Source organism: Ruegeria sp. CL3, assembly GCF_056536505.1.
The window spans coordinates 18,739-32,370 of sequence record NZ_JBQFPT010000002.1 but is presented as its reverse complement, the minus strand read 5'-3'; the positions used below and the strand labels follow the sequence as shown (position 1 = coordinate 32,370).

The following is a 13,632-nucleotide window of genomic DNA, read 5'->3' as shown; positions in this document are numbered from 1 at the left end:
CGATCAGGCAGCGCTTTGCCTGATCTGCACTTGGTTGCGTCCGGCCTGTTTGGCCGCGTAGAGCGCTTTGTCTGCGGATTTGATCAACTGCTCAACGGGTTCGGCCTCGTCTTGTGAAAGGTAGGCCGGAGCAGACATTTTCAGACCCACACTTATGGTTACGGAAATCGGCGTGCGCTGATCGGGCAGCCGGAAAGGTACTGCACAGATCGCCTCGCACAGGGTGCTTGCCATCGTCAGCGCCTTGGCGCGTGAGATGTTGGGAACGGCGATCATGAATTCCTCTCCGCCGATGCGCGCGACGAATCCTGCCTTGCCGACGACCTGTTGCATCCGTGCCGCCGCTTGAGTCAGCACGCAATCACCACTGGCGTGACCGTATTCGTCATTGATCGCCTTGAAATGATCCAGATCGGCCAGCATCAGGGCAAAACCCCTCCCAGTCTGTGCCGATTGCTGCGCAATCTGTTGGATGGCTCGCATGGCATAGCGGCGGTTCTGCAACCCGGTCAGAGGGTCGATCCACGACTCGGCGATCCCCTTCTTCAGCGAGTCTCGCATGTGGTCCATCCGGCTTTTGCGGGCAATCTGGTTGTCCAACCGCAAGACGATCTCGTCAGCGCAGAACCCGCCGAGACAGACGGCATCTGCCCCCCGGTCCAGCGCTTCGGACGCGCGGGTGGCGTTGTTGTCGCTCAGCACCCCGATCAGAACCGTATGACGTGTAGCTCCGCGTGATCTGAGGTCGGCCAGGATGTTCAGCGCGGATCGGTCTGCATCCAGCTCGACCACGATTGCATCCGGGACCGGGCCAGAGAGCAAGGCCTGAAGATCCGATTGGTGGTGCGAGGTCAGAGCATAACGAGACTTCATGGAAAGGGCTTTTTGCCAAAGCGCGCCGTTGCGCGGCTTTTGTGCAAGAACCGCAACGCGGGCCCGTTTGGGGGCTGCAACGTGCGGGGTATCCGGCTCGGCCAGGCCAAGAGACTGGGGGTCCTCGCGGAATTGCAGGTCCTGCGTGTCAGCTCGTGCGCGCAATAGGCTACGGATACGGGCGAGCAGCAGTGTATCCTTGAACGGGTGGGTCAAAACATCATCCAGACCATCCGCCAAAGCTCGCAAGCGAGCTTGCTTGTCATTCTGGGCGGTCAGGGCCACGACGGGCACGTCGCCTAAGGCCGGATTTTCCGCGATCAGGCATTTGACATCCGCCGCTGTGCCGTCGGGCAGCGTTTGTGCGGTCAGCACGAGATCAGGCCGCACACGCCGCAAGAGCGCGGTGAGGCCTTCCAATTTCTCACCTTGCACCACGTGGTACCACGCCGCCGTCAGCTGAACCTTCAGCATAATGCGGTTTGTAGATACCCCATCTAAAACAAGGATGGTTCCCTGCACGGACATAGTTGCTCACCATTGATTGCATGCGTGAACAAAGTGTTTATGAGTCTGGTTAACAAACCCTTTCCAAGACAAGGGACTGAGGCCAGTTTATGTCGATTTCCGAAGATTCCGCCCAAACTCTTGCCCTGAATGCCCTCGGATGGTTGGTCGGGAATGAGGAGCTTTTGCCCATTTTCCTGGGCTCGACCGGCGCCGCGGCGAATGATCTGCGCGACAGGGCAGGTGAGCCCGAGTTTCTGGCCTCGGTTCTGGATTTCCTGATGCTTGACGATTCGTGGATCATAGCATTTTGTGACGCCGCGGCGGTGCCGTATGACCAACCCGCTCAGGCGCAAGCGGTGTTGTCGGGTGGTTCCGACGTTCACTGGACCTGACTCTGCAGGAGCTTTTCATGCCAATAGATGCGATCGTGTTCGACAAGGACGGCACGCTGTTTGACTTCGCCAACACCTGGGGCACATTCGGACGGACCATGTTGTTGCGCGTGGCCGAGAATGACATGGACCGCGCAGCGGAACTGGGTCGGATCATCGGCTTCGACCTTGAGACCGAGACCTATTCCCCCGATAGTGTCGTGATTGCGGGGACTGTTGAGGAAATCGCAGAAGCCCTGCTGCCGCATGTCGATGGGATCGCGCGTGGCGCTTTGATCGAGTTGATGAATGCGGAGGCCGCAGCCGCGCCGCAAGCTCAGGCGGTGCCTTTAGGGCCGTTCCTGGATGCGTTGAAACAGGCCGGCCTCAAGCTGGGAGTCGCCACAAATGACAGCGAGCACCCGGCGCTTCAGCATTTGGAGTCGGTGGGCGTCAAAGACCATTTCGACTTCATTGCCGGTTATGACAGTGGTCATGGGTTCAAGCCCGGCCCAGGCCAATTGCTGGCATTCGCCGCGCATATCGGCGTGCAGCCGGATCGCATCGCCATGGTCGGCGACAGCCTGCACGACCTGCAGGCCGGGCGGGCGGCAGGGATGACCACGATCGGAGTCCTCACCGGTCTCGCCAAAGCCGACGTTCTGGCGCCGATGGCGGATGTTGTCTTGCCCGACATAGGTCATATCCCGGCTTGGTTGGCGGATAACTAGATCTGCAGAATCCGTTTCCGGCGGTTCAAAGCTTGTAAACGACAAAATCTGTCGCAGATGGAACGGCCTGCTACCGCTTTCCCGGGCTTGCTTGAGAGCAGGCAACTGGCAGGGAGACGAACATGGCCGGAACCAAATCGCGCAGACGTCGTAGCGGAGGGCGCGCGGGCGCTGCCGAGCGCAGAGGAAGTGCGGCCATTGATCAGATGCCGTGGAACCCACCGGTCAATATCGATGCACCGACCGAGCCTCTGGATCAGGTTGGGATCGAGGCAATCCACGACGGCGCCATGCGAATCCTCGAAGAGATCGGGGTCGAATTCTATAATGAAGAAGCCATCGGCATCCTGCGTGAGGCGGGTTGTACGATAGACGGTGACAACGTGCGGATGGGCCGCGATTTCGTGATGGAGATGGTGGCAAAAGCCCCCAGCCGCTTCACGATCACTCCGCGCAATCCCGACCGGACGATCGAGATCGGCGGACGGAACATCCTGTTTGGCAACGTCTCCTCTCCTCCGAACTACTGGGATATGGAAATCGGAACCAAGGTGCCCGGCAACCGTGAGATGTGCCGAAATTTGCTGAAATTAACCCAGTATTTTAACTGCATCCATTTTGCCGGTGGCTACCCGGTCGAGCCGGTCGATATTCACGCCAGCATCCGCCATCTGGATGTGCTCTATGACAAGCTGACCCTGACGGATAAGGCGATGCACGCCTACTCGCTGGGTAAAGAGCGGGTCGAGGATGTGATGGAGATGGTCCGTATCGCGGGCGGGCTGAGCCATGAAGAGTTCGAAGCTACTCCACGGATGTACACCAACATCAACTCGACCTCGCCGCTGAAGCACGACCACCCGATGATTGACGGCTGCCTGCGTCTGGCGCGGCGTGGTCAGGCGATTGTGGTCACGCCATTTACCTTGGCCGGCGCGATGGCCCCTGTCACCATCGCTGGCGCGGTGGCGCAATCTCTGGCCGAAGCTCTCTGTGCTATCGCTCTGTTCCAATATGTGCGCCCGGGGATTCCCTGCGTGATTGGAACCTTTACGTCGAACGTGGATATGAAATCCGGGGCCCCGGCTTTTGGGACGCCAGAGTATATGCGGGCCACTCAGATGACGGGCCAGATGGCACGCTTCTATGGTCTGCCGATGCGGTCGTCGGGCGTCTGTGCGGCGAATGTGCCGGATGGGCAGTCGGTGTGGGAGACGTCAAACTCGCTCTGGGCGTCGGTGCAGTCGGGGACCAACATGGTCTATCACGCAGCGGGGTGGCTTGAGGGCGGGCTGATTGCAAGTCCCGAAAAATTCATCATGGATTGCGAAATCCTCCAGCAAATTCAACGATATATGAATCCTGATCTCACCGCGACCGGCCCAGATGAGATCGCTCTGGACGCGATCCGTGCGGTCGGGAATGACGGGCATTTCTTTGGCATTCAGCACACTCAGGACCGCTACACGACCGCCTTCTATCAACCGTTTCTGAGCGACTGGAAGAATTACGAAGGCTGGGAGATCGCAGGAGGTATTTGGACCGCGGAACGCGCGCATCACATGTTCAAAGAGATCATCGGAACCTTTGAGGCCCCGGCTCTAGACGAGGGTATTCGCGAGGAGTTGGCCGAGTTCGTCACCCGCCGTAAAGCCGAAGGCGGGGCACCGACGGATTTTTGATATCGCTATGATACTAAGAGGTCTTTCCGCTGATCAGCAGCGGTTCTTGGCTATTTGTTAAGGGTTGTCAGGCCACAGTACGGGTGCAACCAATCTGAGGCATCTGATGCATGGTCTGATCAATCGGGCGATACAGTCGTTTGTATGCGCAACCTACGGGCGGCCGTGCTGGCAGCGCGTGACAGATTCGGCCGGATTGGGGTTTTCCGAGTTTGAGGCCATGTTGACCTACGATGACGCGATCACGGCCTCTCTGCTGGATGCGCTCAGTACGGAGCTCGCCCGGCCGCGACCCGAGATTCTTGAAGACGTAGGAACCTATCTGGTCTCACATCCCAATACCGAAGGGCTGCGCCGCCTGTTGCGATTTGGCGGCGTGACTTATGTCGAATTCCTCCATTCCCTTGATGATCTGGCGGATCGGGTGCGGTTGGCTGTTTCCGATCTGTCTCTTCCGGCCCTCGAATTGCAAGAGCTTTCGCAGACCGAATTCCAGCTTATCTGTGGGCCCGGGCTGCCCGGATATGCCAGCGCAATGGTCGGTGTTTTGCGTGCGATGGCAGATGATTACGGTGCTTTGGTGATGTTGTCGCATGACGGGCAGAAGGGCGAGGCTGAGGTGATCTCGATCCTGCTTGTCGAAAGCTCGTTTGCCGAGGGACGGCAATTCGATCTGGGGGCACGGGGCGCATGACGCGGATGGATGATCTTGCAGAACTGCTGAAAACCCTGTGTCCGATGTTTCTGCTGGTTGACCAGAACGGTCGCATCCTCCGCGTCGGTCCGACATTGCAGAAGCTGCGCCCGGACCGCGTCATGGATGGGAAAAGTTTCCTGGATGTTTTTGAGATGGTTCGCCCTCGCGCGGTGACAACTTTACCGGCGCTTATGGCTTTGGCCGGTGCGAACCTGAACCTGCGATTTCATGATGAGCCGCGCACTGCCCTCAAGGGGCTGGTTGCACCGCTTCCGGGCGGGGAAGGGGCGGTTATCAACCTGTCCTTCGGTATCTCGATCCTCGACGCGGTGCGGGACTATGCCCTGACCAGCGCTGATTTTTCCGGCACTGATCTGGCTATCGAACTTCTCTATCTGGTTGAGGCGAAATCGGCCGCAATGGATGCGTCTCGGTCGCTAAACCTTAGGCTGCAGGGCGCAATGCTCGCGGCAGAGGAGCAGGCTTATACCGACACTCTGACCGGAGTAAAAAACCGGCGCGCAATGGACAGCCTTCTAGGGCAGATGACCGCGTCGAAAGCGCCGTTTGCGGTGATGCAAATTGATCTGGACTACTTCAAATCTGTGAACGACCTGCTAGGACATGCCGCAGGGGATTTCGTCTTGCAGCAGGCTGCCCGGATCATGATCGAAGAAACCCGAGACGACGACACGGTGGCACGAATCGGTGGGGATGAGTTCGTCATCATCTTCCAAGCCTTGTCCAACACGGACAGACTTTCGACGATCGCAGACCGGTTGATCGAAAGGCTGAATCAACCGATGAGGTTTCAGGACAAGGATTGCTGTATCTCCGCAAGTATCGGCACAGCCTTGTCTACGCATTTTGACAATCCGAGGGCCGAAGATGTTTTGCAGGCGTCGGACCTCGCGCTGTATCAGGCCAAGCGAGAGGGTCGATCCTGCCACCGGCTCTTTTCCACGCTGCTCAAGGCGCAATCCTGAGATCAGGCCTTGGAAAACGCCGCTTGCAGAGTGTCTGCGATTTGGCGCTGTATCGGGGGTAATTCGCCGATCACCGGCAGAACGGTGCCTCGGAAATGCGCTTTGTCCAGCTCTTCTGGGACATCTTCAAGCACGTGACCTCCGCGACAGGCGAAGAACGGCAGGCAGATTGACTGCTCTGACGCTCCATTGGCAGCATCGGAAATCGACGGAGGTTCCTCGACAAATCCAACACGAATCGAGCGGAACGTCATTCTCCGCGACAGCTGCTCGGCAAAATCCTTGGCGACGGCTGATGGGTTTCTGCTCCGGCCCGAACCGTGGGCGGCGATGATCAGATCGGAAGCAGCCGCGCTCCAGTCTTTTGCCTTCAGTGCCGATTTCAACGCGTCGCTGACAAGATCGGGAAGCATGGGGTCGGTGCCCAACGGGTCAAGAATGCGCAAGTTGCGATCCCCGATACGTTTTGGCAGAGCGCTGGTGACAAACCAGCCCTTGGCCATGAACAAAGGGTAAATCACCGGGTCGTGGGGCAGGCTGTCCATCACCTCCTCAAGTGCGCCGGGATTGGCCAGCGTGGCAGAATGGACCGACACATCGGACGCGAGCGCGTTCACCTCAGCGGCGAACGTGGCCAGAGATGCCTCAGCTGGCTTCGGGTCTGAGGGTTGACCATGGGCAACGATGATGGCGTGCGGCATTCCGGCCTCCTGTTCCTGAGCGGTAAGTGTGTCGCCGGTTCTCTGTGTCAAGGCGGGTGTTAGCCCAAAAGTGTCAGCCAAAGCCAGACGGTTAGGATTGAGGTGGCGGTTCCGATCAGCACTGACGAGGCCGCAACCCTCTTGGCGCGCCCGTACATGTTGGCGAAAATGTAAGCGTTGAAACCTGGGGCCATCGCTGCGTTCAGCACTCCGGAGCGGAACAGGTCTTGCGGCAGCCCTGTGGATGTTCCGAACAGCCACACGAGGCTTGGGTGCAACATCAGAGAAATCCCGCAAACATAGGCGATCGTGCGCAGATCCCCTTCGGGTTTGTATTTCACAAGCACGCCACCCAGCGCGAACAACGCGCCGGGCAGGGCGGCACGAGTCACGAGTTCCAGCGCCTCATCCACCACTTGTGGAATGATCAGCCCGGACAGATTGACGACAAAACCCAGCGCGATGCCAAGGATCAGGGCGTTCTTGAACATCGCAGACAGAACCGAGCGCACCATTTTCGTGCCGCCATGACCACGATTGCGCACGATTTCCATCACCGTGATCCCGACGCCGTAGCAGAAGGGCGAGTGGAAGGCGATGATCGCGTAGTTGCCCGTCAGGCTTTCGGGGCCATAGGCACGTTCGGTAATGGGCAGGCCCAAAAGGACCGAATTCGAGAACAGGCAGCAAAAGCCGATGGCGACGCAGTCTTCCCAATCACGGCCAAAGATCAGCCGTGCCCCGAATAGCCCTGCAGTGAAACATAGTGCGGCTGCGGAATAGAAACTGGCCAGAAGCCGAGGGTCGAAACTGGCGCTGAGATCCAGATGAGCGATAGCCAGAAACAAAAGGCAGGGAATGGCAAAGCCCTGCGTGAAGCGCATCAACCCGTCGACATGCACCTCTTTGAAATAGCCCGAACGGGTCGCAGCATAGCCTGCGCCAATCACCAGAAAGACCGGCAGGATAACGTCAATCAGGCTTTGAAGCATATCGCCCCCGGTTCTGGCGATATGTGTGCCACAAACGGCAGGGCCTTACAGCGCTTGCTCGATCACCATCCCGTCATAGGCGGGGGTGATGTGATCGGCGGTTTCGGCCTCGACCGTCGCATAATCCAGGTCGATATGCATATTGGTCAGGACGGCGCGTTTGGGCTGCAGTTTCTCAATCCACCCCAGGGTTTTTTCCAGATGCGCATGGGTAGGATGCGGCGCGCGGCGCAGGGCGTCGATGACCAGACAATCCAGCCCTTCCATCTCGGTCCATGCATCGTCATAGATTTCGGCGACATCTGGCAGATAGGCTAGCTTGCCCATCCGAAACCCCAGCGAGTCGATTGACCCATGGTTCACGCGGAACGGGCGCAGGGGGATCGGACCTCCGGGACCGTCGATCTCGAAAGGGCCGTCAATAGATTTCAGCTCCAGAATCGGTGGGTACGGAGAGCCCTCGGGCTGGATGAACGCATATCCGAACCGTCCGAGCAGGGCATTCTGGGTGTCGCCATCCGCCCAGACCGGCACACGGGTCTTCATATTGAAGACGATCATTCTCAGATCATCAAGCCCGTGCACATGATCGGCGTGAGAATGGGTAAAGACTACCCCGTCCAGCCGCCCAGTGCCGGTGTCCAGCAACTGGCTACGCATATCCGGCGAGGTGTCGATCAGGACCGAGGTCGTGCCCTTGGGTCCATCCCTTTCGACCAGCATCGAGCAGCGACGGCGGATATTCTTAGGGTTCTCGGGGTCGCAATCGCCCCAATGCCCCCCAAGGCGCGGTACGCCGCCCGAGGACCCGCAGCCCAGAATGGTGCAGCGCAGCTGTGTCATGCGGCGGCCTTATACTGTGCCGCTTTAGAGAACAGGCGGTCAAAGTTTACCTGTGTCTGGGCGGCGAAATCTGCGTAGTCCATGCCGAACACCTCGGCCCCTTTGCGGGCAGTGTGCGCGGTATAGGCGGGTTCATTGCGTTTACCGCGGTATGGGGGCGGGGCAAGATAGGGGGCGTCGGTTTCGACCAGAATGCGATCTGCCGGAGCGGTCGCGAAGATATCGCGCAGCTCCTGACTTTTGGGGAATGCAGCGATCCCGGACATCGACAGATAGAACCCAAGCTCCAAGGCAGCCTTTGCCAGCTCGGCCGATGATGAGAAACAGTGCATCACGCAGGAATAGGGCGCGTTGCGGTATTCCTCAGTCAGAATGCGCGCCATATCGTCATCGGCTGCGCGGGCGTGAATGATCAGAGGCAGGCTGGTGCGTTGGGCCGCCTCGATATGAATGCGCAGAGACTGCTTTTGCACCTCGGCGCTGTCGGCAGTGTAGTGATAATCCAGCCCGGTCTCACCGATGCCCACGAACTTGGGGTGCTGCGCCAGTGCGACCAGTTCATCGACCGTCGTCATTGGCTCGTCCGCCGCGCTCATCGGGTGGGTACCGGCGGCATAGAACACCGGCGCATGAGCCTCGGCGATGGCACGCACGCTGGGTTCATTGCGCAGGCGGGTGCAAATGGTGACCATGCGGGTCACACCGGCCTCGGCTGCATTGGTGATGACCTGGTCCAGTTGCCCTTCGAAATCGGGGAAGTCCAGATGGCAATGGCTATCGGTGATCTGGGGGATGTTGCTCATCTGCTCTGACCGGAGGTTTCTTGTATCTTGAACATCGTATCTAGGACCAACGCGGCAGGGTCAAGGTTCACCGCCTGACCATGACGTGCCCGGGCGGTGATCGTTGCCGCCACCTCGGCCCAGTTGCGGGCCTGATGAGGTGAGGCCGAAAGCCGGGTCAGAATTTCCGCCTCATTGGGCGCGGCTTCAGGTGAGGGGGCTGCGCCCGTTGCTCCGGTCATCGCCAGACGGGATAGTGCCACGTCGATTAGGGTTAGCAACAGCTCGAAACGTTCGGCTGCGCCGCGCTGGGCGGCGGCTTCGGCCAGCTTAAGGGCGCGCTGACGGTCCATTCGGGGCAGGGTGCCCAGAATAGCGATCAACTCGGCATAGATATCAAGCCCGCCCAGATTGATGAGACGGACCGCATCGCCCACCGACCCGGCGGCCAGAGCGGCAAGGTGATCGGTTTGGCTGGGAACCTCTGCCCCGGTCTGCACCAAAGCGGCCTGCATATCCTCGGGACTCAGCGGTGAGAGACGCAAGGTACGGCAACGGGACCGGATAGTCGGCAACAGGCGTGAGGGTTGGTGCGAGATCAGCAGCAACGTGGTGCGCGCCGGTGGCTCCTCCAGCATTTTCAGAAGGGCATTCGCAGCACTGACATTCATCTCATCAGCCGCGTCCACAATGACCACACGTCGCCCGCCATCTGCCGAGGACAGGCCGAAAAACTTGCCCAGCTTGCGGATGTCATCCACCACGATCTCTTTCCGCAATCGCCCCTGATCGTTCAACGACCGGGTGATCGCCGCCAGCCCCGATTCTGCGCCAGCAGATATACGATGCGAAACCGGATGGTCCGGGTCGATCTCCAGCGTTTGCGGGGGCGGAGGCGCGCCAAACAGCCCTCCGTCATCCGCCGGAGGGGTGGCGAGCAGAAACCGCGCGATCCGCCATGCCAACGTGGCCTTGCCGACTCCGCGCGGGCCGGTCAAAAGCCAGCCATGGTGCAGCCGGTCCGAGTTGTAGGTGCTCAGAAAGGCTTGCTCGGCCACGTCCTGCCCGAACAGCTGCGCGGTCTCACGCGGATGCGGCGCTCCGGTCGCCTGATCTGGGGTTGGGATGTCGTCGCTCATCGTCTATCGCAAAGCTGCCTCGACGATATCTCTCACATCCTGTGCGACACTGTCCATGTCGCGATTGCCATCGATGACGCGAAACCGGTCGGAAAACTCATCGGCCAGCGCCAGAAACCCGGCGCGCATCTGTTTTTGCAGGGCAGGGCCGAAATCTTCGAACCGCTCCTCGGTGCCCTGTCGCCCCTTGGCACGAGACAGGCCTGTGTCCGGGTCCATGTCGATCAGAAGGGTCATGTCCGGCTCGCGACCGATCATAAGGTCATGGAGCTGATCGACCACCGCCCGCAGGTTTCCACGGGACAGGCCCTGATACATCCTTGTGCTATCGGCAAAGCGGTCGCAGATCACCACCTGGCCCGCGGCGAGGGCCGGTTCGATTGTCCGTTCCAGATGATCGCGGCGGGCTGCGGTGAACAGCAACAACTCGGTTTCCGCCGACCATCGGTCAGGGTCGCCTTCGAGTACAAGGCGGCGGATTTCTTCAGCCCCCGGTGACCCGCCGGGTTCACGCGTCAGCACGACCTGATGGCCCGCATTGCGGAGGGACTCGGCCAGCATCCTGGCCTGAGTTGATTTGCCTGATCCGTCTATGCCTTCAAAGCTCAGGAATAACCCGCGTTGCGTCACATCGACTCCAGCGGGTTATTAATAACGTCTTTCAGAACAATGCCACCGACCGTCATCATGCGCACCATGAAGCCGCCTAGAGGGACATCCTCGGCCGCGAACAGAGGGCGGCGGATTTCGGGCAAGCCTTCGGGCTTGATAACGAGCTCGGCCAGTTGCTGACCTTTGGCAACAGGTGCGTTGATGGGGCCGTCATAGACAACCTCAGCTTCGATATTCTGGGTGCCCAGAACCGGAAACAGAACATTCAGGTCGCCGTCGGGCACCAGACCCACGGTCTTTTTCTCACCCATCCACAGCTTGGCTTCGGCTATCGGCGCTTCTTCGGTGGCAACTGTCCTCTCGACAAAATTTCGAAACGACCAGTTAACCACGGACTCAGCCTCCTCTGCCCGCTGAGCGGTACTGTCTAGGCCAGTGAGAACGAAGATCACACGGCGGTCGCCTTGTTTAGCTGATCCGACAAGGCCGTAGCCGGCCTCTTGCGTGTGGCCGGTTTTCAGGCCGTCGGCCCCAATGTTCAGCCGTAGCAGCGGGTTGCGGTTGCGCTTATTCGAAGGCGCGCGCCCGTCAAACTCGAATTCTTCTTCAGCGAAAAGAGGGTAATATTCGGGAAAATCCGTGATCAGCCGATCTGCGAGGACGGCGAGATCATGCACGGACATCATATGCCCGGCAGCAGGCCAGCCGTTGGAGTTGGCAAAGTTTGAGTTGTTCATCCCCATCTGCTGCGCGCGCTGGGTCATATAGCGGGCAAATCCGGCCTCGGTCCCATCGGGGCTGAGCGCCTCGGCGATCACCACGCAAGCGTCATTGCCGGACAGCACGATAATGCCGCGTATCAGATCCTCGACGGTCACACGGTCCTGCGTGTTCAGGAACATGGTCGATCCGCCATAGCTCATAGCATGTTCCGAGACAGGCAATGTCTCCTGTAGCGTCAAACGCCCATCACGTAGGGCTTCGAACGCGACATAAAGCGTCATGAGCTTGGACATGGATGCAGGCGGAAGCGGTTGGTCGGCATCCTTGGAAAGAAGCACGGTGCCGGTCGTCTGATCCATCACATATGCCGCGCGCGCCGAGGTGTCGAACGCATGGGCGGGCAGAGCCAGAACGGCCATCCCGAGGGTGAAAACGGATGTTCGCAATGCGGATAGCATAAGATGCCTCCTGTTCTCAGTTGGCCACGGTGAACGCGTCGCCAAAGCCCAGATCTTTCACGTCGTTCTGGATGGCCTTGCGCTCGGCGCGGGTGGCGGCGGGTCCGACCAGCACGCGCCAGACGGTGTTGTCTTCTGTCTTCAACTCTCGCACCTCGGCCGACATGCCGTTTCTGCGGATCTTGGCGGCGGCGCTGTCGGCATTGGACTGAACACCAAAAGTACCGACCTGAACAAATGGTTTCGAAAGCGAGGATGTCGTGGCGGCCGTCGCGGCGACAGGCGTCGGTTCGGCGGCGTCGATAGCGGCTGCGGCCCCTTCGATCGGGTCAAGCGTGGTTTCGGTGATCGCGTTGGGATCTTTTTTCTGCCACCACTTGCGTTTGGCCGGTTTTTCGGCAGGCGCAACCACCGGCGCATCAGTCAAAGCCGGAGCTGTGCTGGCCGCCGCTGCGGCAGCGCTCGGTGTCTCTACGGTTGCCTCGACGTCGGTCTCGGCTGCGTCCGAGGCAACAGCAGTTGCGCCTACAGTGCCTGCGGTCGCCGCTGCGGCGGGCTCTTTCTTCTGCCACCATTTGCGCTTGGCCGGTTTTTCCGTCTCGGAGGTAGCTTCGGGCGCATCAACTTCGGCCACGTCACTAGTTACGGCGGCCTCGGCCCCATCTTCGGCTGCGTCTGAGGCAACAGCGGCTGCGCCCACAACGCCTGCAGTCGCCGCTGCGGCAGGGGCTTTTTTCTGCCACCATTTGCGCTTAGCCGGTTTTTTCGTGCCAGAGGTGGCTTCGGATGCATCAACCTCGGCCACGTCACTGGCGGCGGCGGTCTCGGTGCTTGCTTCCGGGGCGGTCTCGACCTCAGCGACCTCGGGCTCGGGCGGCGCCACCTCAACGGTTTCTCGCCGCAAGGCCACCACGTTGATCTTGGTTGGCGCGCCAGCAAGGATACCTAGCTGCTCCGCCGCTGCAGATGACACTTGCAAGGCGGGGCCGGGCAGGTTGCGTTCACGTCGGAACAAAGCGCCGGTTACGGATTTGTTGTTCGAGGCATTCTTGATGATCACCCGCTCGGGCTGAGTCACATCCGGGTGAGCCACCCAGATCCCGCCCAGCGAGGGGCGGCCGTCCCACAGTCCGGCCTCGGTCAATTGGAACACGTCCGGTGCCTCGACATCGCGCTGTGCGTCGCCGGAGGATTGCGGGAAAAGTTCGTTCTTGCTGGTATTTTCGTCGGGTTTTTCTGCGGTTGCCAGCGTTTCCTCGCAACCCGACAACACCACCAAGGCTACAGCCAAGCACGCCAGCCGTTTTGGCCCTGGGCGGATCTCAGTCGCTCGCTTCATTTTGTCATCCCTTGCCTGAAGGGGCCTCGTTCCCCGAGCCCCACCGTCAGCCAGCCGGTTCTTCGCGCCAGTCTGCTGCGGTCTTTCATGCGGATCATAACGTGGGTATGGTTCTATGGAAAGTCCGCTGGTTGGGCTTCGGCAAGATTTCCCGATTTCGACTTGCCTCTGATTTCAGTTGGCCTTAGACCCT

The 13,632-nt window shown here is 59.8% G+C and carries 14 protein-coding genes; 5 read left to right on the top strand and 9 right to left on the bottom strand.

The annotated features are described in order from the left end of the window. Window positions 1-3: 3 nt before the first annotated feature. Window positions 4-1,401: a diguanylate cyclase gene (locus ACR0NO_RS02445; protein WP_480722860.1), complete on the bottom strand. Its 1,398-nt coding sequence runs from the start codon at window positions 1,399-1,401 to the stop codon at window positions 4-6. Window positions 1,402-1,490: 89 nt separating this feature from the next. Between ACR0NO_RS02445 and ACR0NO_RS02440 the strand changes: the two genes are divergently transcribed. From ACR0NO_RS02440 to ACR0NO_RS02420, 5 genes are all read left to right on the top strand, one after another. Then, the gene (locus ACR0NO_RS02440; protein ID WP_480722859.1) at window positions 1,491-1,775 is read left to right on the top strand and encodes a DUF3572 domain-containing protein; all 285 of its coding nucleotides are present in this window, start codon (window positions 1,491-1,493) and stop codon (window positions 1,773-1,775) included. A 17-nt stretch (window positions 1,776-1,792) separates the two neighbouring features. Next, entirely contained in the window at window positions 1,793-2,485 is a 693-nt protein-coding gene (locus ACR0NO_RS02435; RefSeq protein ID WP_170375178.1) for an HAD family hydrolase, read from the top strand. A 122-nt stretch (window positions 2,486-2,607) separates the two neighbouring features. Further along, window positions 2,608-4,167, top strand: coding sequence for a trimethylamine methyltransferase family protein (locus ACR0NO_RS02430; RefSeq protein WP_480722858.1), 1,560 nt, complete (start codon window positions 2,608-2,610; stop codon window positions 4,165-4,167). 106 nt (window positions 4,168-4,273) lie between these two features. After that, window positions 4,274-4,861, top strand: coding sequence for a heme NO-binding domain-containing protein (locus ACR0NO_RS02425; protein ID WP_170642979.1), 588 nt, complete (start codon window positions 4,274-4,276; stop codon window positions 4,859-4,861). Beyond that, complete coding sequence (locus ACR0NO_RS02420; protein ID WP_480722857.1) at window positions 4,858-5,850, top strand: diguanylate cyclase domain-containing protein; 993 nt, start codon at window positions 4,858-4,860, stop codon at window positions 5,848-5,850. Before ACR0NO_RS02425 ends, ACR0NO_RS02420 begins: the two co-directional genes overlap by 4 nt. 2 nt (window positions 5,851-5,852) lie before the next feature. On the opposite strand, the gene ACR0NO_RS02415 is transcribed toward ACR0NO_RS02420, so the two are convergent. The 8 genes from ACR0NO_RS02415 to ACR0NO_RS02380 are packed head-to-tail and all read right to left on the bottom strand — an operon-like array spanning window position 5,853 to window position 13,439. Next, window positions 5,853-6,551 carry a CbiX/SirB N-terminal domain-containing protein gene (locus tag ACR0NO_RS02415; RefSeq protein ID WP_480722856.1) on the bottom strand — a complete coding sequence of 233 codons (699 nt, stop codon included), beginning with the start codon at window positions 6,549-6,551 and terminating at the stop codon, window positions 5,853-5,855. 59 nt (window positions 6,552-6,610) lie between these two features. Then, complete coding sequence (locus ACR0NO_RS02410; protein ID WP_480722855.1) at window positions 6,611-7,543, bottom strand: AEC family transporter; 933 nt, start codon at window positions 7,541-7,543, stop codon at window positions 6,611-6,613. A 45-nt stretch (window positions 7,544-7,588) separates the two neighbouring features. After that, window positions 7,589-8,386 (bottom strand): MBL fold metallo-hydrolase, encoded by a 798-nt coding sequence (locus ACR0NO_RS02405; protein ID WP_480722854.1) that lies wholly within the window; start codon window positions 8,384-8,386, stop codon window positions 7,589-7,591. Further along, complete coding sequence (locus ACR0NO_RS02400) at window positions 8,383-9,189, bottom strand: TatD family hydrolase (protein ID WP_480722853.1); 807 nt, start codon at window positions 9,187-9,189, stop codon at window positions 8,383-8,385. The genes ACR0NO_RS02405 and ACR0NO_RS02400 overlap by 4 nt, the downstream gene beginning before the upstream one ends. Further along, window positions 9,186-10,307: a DNA polymerase III subunit delta' gene (locus tag ACR0NO_RS02395; RefSeq protein ID WP_480722852.1), complete on the bottom strand. Its 1,122-nt coding sequence runs from the start codon at window positions 10,305-10,307 to the stop codon at window positions 9,186-9,188. The genes ACR0NO_RS02400 and ACR0NO_RS02395 overlap by 4 nt, the downstream gene beginning before the upstream one ends. A 3-nt stretch (window positions 10,308-10,310) precedes the next feature. After that, window positions 10,311-10,937 (bottom strand): dTMP kinase, encoded by a 627-nt coding sequence (tmk, locus tag ACR0NO_RS02390; RefSeq protein ID WP_480722851.1) that lies wholly within the window; start codon window positions 10,935-10,937, stop codon window positions 10,311-10,313. Further along, window positions 10,934-12,100, bottom strand: coding sequence for a D-alanyl-D-alanine carboxypeptidase family protein (locus ACR0NO_RS02385; RefSeq protein ID WP_480722850.1), 1,167 nt, complete (start codon window positions 12,098-12,100; stop codon window positions 10,934-10,936). Before ACR0NO_RS02385 ends, tmk begins: the two co-directional genes overlap by 4 nt. Before the next feature lie 16 nt (window positions 12,101-12,116). Then, window positions 12,117-13,439 carry an SPOR domain-containing protein gene (locus ACR0NO_RS02380; RefSeq protein ID WP_480722849.1) on the bottom strand — a complete coding sequence of 441 codons (1,323 nt, stop codon included), beginning with the start codon at window positions 13,437-13,439 and terminating at the stop codon, window positions 12,117-12,119. Window positions 13,440-13,632: the final 193 nt, after the last annotated feature.

What these genes read in the sequence shown, in the direction of transcription:
- ACR0NO_RS02445 (WP_480722860.1), bottom strand. Translation starts at nt 1,401, where the DNA reads ATGTCCGTGCAGGGAACCATCCTTGTTTTAGATGGGGTATCTACAAAC.
- ACR0NO_RS02440 (WP_480722859.1), top strand. Translation starts at nt 1,491, where the DNA reads ATGTCGATTTCCGAAGATTCCGCCCAAACTCTTGCCCTGAATGCCCTC.
- ACR0NO_RS02435 (WP_170375178.1), top strand. Translation starts at nt 1,793, where the DNA reads ATGCCAATAGATGCGATCGTGTTCGACAAGGACGGCACGCTGTTTGAC.
- ACR0NO_RS02430 (WP_480722858.1), top strand. Translation starts at nt 2,608, where the DNA reads ATGGCCGGAACCAAATCGCGCAGACGTCGTAGCGGAGGGCGCGCGGGC.
- ACR0NO_RS02425 (WP_170642979.1), top strand. Translation starts at nt 4,274, where the DNA reads ATGCATGGTCTGATCAATCGGGCGATACAGTCGTTTGTATGCGCAACC.
- ACR0NO_RS02420 (WP_480722857.1), top strand. Translation starts at nt 4,858, where the DNA reads ATGACGCGGATGGATGATCTTGCAGAACTGCTGAAAACCCTGTGTCCG.
- ACR0NO_RS02415 (WP_480722856.1), bottom strand. Translation starts at nt 6,551, where the DNA reads ATGCCGCACGCCATCATCGTTGCCCATGGTCAACCCTCAGACCCGAAG.
- ACR0NO_RS02410 (WP_480722855.1), bottom strand. Translation starts at nt 7,543, where the DNA reads ATGCTTCAAAGCCTGATTGACGTTATCCTGCCGGTCTTTCTGGTGATT.
- ACR0NO_RS02405 (WP_480722854.1), bottom strand. Translation starts at nt 8,386, where the DNA reads ATGACACAGCTGCGCTGCACCATTCTGGGCTGCGGGTCCTCGGGCGGC.
- ACR0NO_RS02400 (WP_480722853.1), bottom strand. Translation starts at nt 9,189, where the DNA reads ATGAGCAACATCCCCCAGATCACCGATAGCCATTGCCATCTGGACTTC.
- ACR0NO_RS02395 (WP_480722852.1), bottom strand. Translation starts at nt 10,307, where the DNA reads ATGAGCGACGACATCCCAACCCCAGATCAGGCGACCGGAGCGCCGCAT.
- ACR0NO_RS02385 (WP_480722850.1), bottom strand. Translation starts at nt 12,100, where the DNA reads ATGCTATCCGCATTGCGAACATCCGTTTTCACCCTCGGGATGGCCGTT.
- ACR0NO_RS02380 (WP_480722849.1), bottom strand. Translation starts at nt 13,439, where the DNA reads ATGAAGCGAGCGACTGAGATCCGCCCAGGGCCAAAACGGCTGGCGTGC.